Here is a 3,220-nt window from a genome sequence, read left to right as displayed (position 1 = left end):
GTGTGTTGTTTCAGAGCTGTAGAGTGGATGCGTAACATCTTTGTAGGCAAGTCCTCGGCCTATTAGTACCAGTCAACTCGACAACACATTACTGTGCTTCCATTTCTGGCCTATCAACCCAATGGTCTGTTGGGGGCCTTAACCCACAAAGGGTGGGATACCTCATCTTGGAACAGGCTTCCCGCTTAGATGCCTTCAGCGGTTATCCCTTCCGAACGTGGCCAACCAGCCATGCCCTTGGCAGAACAACTGGCACACCAGAGGTTCGTCCGTCCCGGTCCTCTCGTACTAGGGACAGCCTTCCTCAAGTATCCTACGCGCGCGGCGGATAGGGACCGAACTGTCTCACGACGTTCTAAACCCAGCTCGCGTGCCGCTTTAATGGGCGAACAGCCCAACCCTTGGGACCTACTCCGGCCCCAGGATGCGACGAGCCGACATCGAGGTGCCAAACCATGCCGTCGATATGGACTCTTGGGCAAGATCAGCCTGTTATCCCCGGGGTACCTTTTATCCGTTGAGCGACACCCCTTCCACCAGGAGGTGCCGGATCACTAGTCCCGACTTTCGTCCCTGCTCGACATGTCTGTCTCACAGTCAAGCTCCCTTGTGCACTTGCACTCAACACCTGATTGCCAACCAGGCTGAGGGAACCTTTGGGCGCCTCCGTTACTCTTTAGGAGGCAACCGCCCCAGTTAAACTACCCATCAGGCACTGTCCCTGAACCAGATCATGGCCCGAGGTTCAGATTCCCAATTCGACCAGAGTGGTATTTCAACAACGACTCCACCACAACTAGCGTTGCAGCTTCACAGTCTCCCACCTATCCTACACAAGCCGAACCGAAAACCAATACCAAACTATAGTAAAGGTCCCGGGGTCTTTCCGTCCTGCCGCGCGTAACGAGCATCTTTACTCGTAGTGCAATTTCGCCGGGCCTGTGGTTGAGACAGCCGGAAAGTCGTTACGCCATTCGTGCAGGTCGGAACTTACCCGACAAGGAATTTCGCTACCTTAGGATGGTTATAGTTACCACCGCCGTTTACTGGCGCTTAAATTCTCAGCTTCACCCCCGAAGGAGTTAACCGGTCCTCTTAACGTTCCAGCACCGGGCAGGCGTCAGTCCATATACATCGTCTTGCGACTTCGCATGGACCTGTGTTTTTAGTAAACAGTCGCTTTCCGCTGGTCTCTGCGGCCACCCACCCCTAGCCCGCGAAGGGCTTCAGGATGTTTGGCCCCCCTTCTCCCGAAGTTACGGGGGCATTTTGCCGAGTTCCTTAACCACAGTTCACCCGATCGCCTTGGTATTCTCTACCTGACCACCTGTGTTGGTTTGGGGTACGGGCCGTGCATGCACTCACTAGAGGCTTTTCTCGGCAGCATAGGATCACTCTACTTCGCCTCAAACGGCTACACATCACGTCTCAGGATATATAGCTGGCGGATTTGCCTACCAACTTCCCTACACGCTTATACCAGGACAACCATCGCCTGGCGGAGCTACCTTCCTGCGTCACCCCATCGCTTGACTACTACGAAATCAGGTCCCACGCTCCGCCTGCAGTTTTGCCCGAAGGCTCCGCTGCAGGTTTTGGGTGGTTAGTATCAAACGCCTCGTCATGGGCGCACATGCTCGGGTACGGGAATATCAACCCGTTGTCCATCGACTACGCCTGTCGGCCTCGCCTTAGGTCCCGACTTACCCTGGGCGGATTAGCCTGGCCCAGGAACCCTTGGTCATCCGGCGGCAGAGTTTCTCACTCTGCATTCGCTACTCATGCCTGCATTCTCACTCCCACACCCTCCACCGCTAGCTTCCGCCACGGCTTCCCTGGATGCAGGACGCTCCCCTACCCATCAACACGACTACACAAGTCTCACAAGGAGACAAGTGGATCTATTGTGTCAATGACACAGCTTCGGCGGTGTGCTTAAGCCCCGCTACATTGTCGGCGCAGGACCACTTGACCAGTGAGCTATTACGCACTCTTTCAAGGGTGGCTGCTTCTAAGCCAACCTCCTGGTTGTCTGGGCAATCCCACATCCTTTCCCACTGAGCACACACTTAGGGGCCTTAGCTGGTGTTCTGGGCTGTTTCCCTCTCGACGACGAAGCTTATCCCCCGCCGTCTCACTGCCACGCTCTCACTAACCGGTATTCGGAGTTTGGTTGATTTCGGTAACCCGGTAAGGCCCCTAGACCATCCAGTAGCTCTACCCCCGGCAAGAAACACGTGACGCTGCACCTAAATGCATTTCGGGGAGAACCAGCTATCACGGAGTTTGATTGGCCTTTCACCCCTACCCACAGCTCATCCCCTCAGTTTTCAACCTAAGTGGGTTCGGGCCTCCACGACGTCTTACCGTCGCTTCACCCTGGCCATGGGTAGATCACTCCGCTTCGGGTCTAGACCACGCGACTACATTCGCCCTATTCAGACTCGCTTTCGCTACGGCTACCCCACACGGGTTAACCTCGCCACGCAGCACTAACTCGCAGGCTCATTCTTCAAAAGGCACGCCATCACCCAACAAGTAGGCTCTGACGGCTTGTAGGCACACGGTTTCAGGTACTCTTTCACTCCCCTCCCGGGGTACTTTTCATCTTTCCCTCACGGTACTCGTCCGCTATCGGTCTTCAGGAAGTATTTAGGCTTACCGGGTGGTCCCGGCAGATTCACAGCAAATTCCACGAGCTCGCTGCTACTCGGGAACACCAAACAAACAACCAACAATGCGTTTTCGCGTACGGGGCTCTCACCCACTCCGGCCGCCCATCCCAAGGCGTTCCACTAACACATGCGATCATTCCGAGGACTGTCAGATCCTCGACGCTGGGTCCCACAACACCGCCTGCACAACGCCTGACAGCTTGACATACAAACGGTTTAGCCTCATCCGCTTTCGCTCGCCACTACTCACGGAATCACGGTTGTTTTCTCTTCCTGCGGGTACTGAGATGTTTCACTTCCCCGCGTTCCCTCCACACACCCTATATATTCAGGTGCGGGTAACACCACATCACTGGTGCTGGGTTTCCCCATTCGGAAATCCTCGGATCACAGCTCGGTTGACAGCTCCCCGAGGCATATCGCAGCCTCCCACGTCCTTCATCGGCTCCTGAAGCCAAGACATCCACCATGTGCCCTTAACAACTTGACCACAAAGATGCTCGCATCCACTCTACAGTTCTCAAACACCACACCAGAAACAAACA

At 55.3% G+C, this 3,220-nt stretch carries 1 rRNA gene; it reads right to left on the bottom strand.

Annotation, left to right across the window (positions count from 1 at the left end):
* Positions 1-42: 42 nt before the first annotated feature.
* A 23S ribosomal RNA gene (locus ACWEVN_RS46500) occupies positions 43-3,165 on the bottom strand.
* Positions 3,166-3,220: the final 55 nt, after the last annotated feature.

This window comes from Amycolatopsis sp. NPDC003861 (assembly GCF_053605405.1).
The sequence above is the reverse complement of the archived record's forward strand: the minus strand, read 5'-3'. Positions and strand labels throughout refer to the sequence as shown.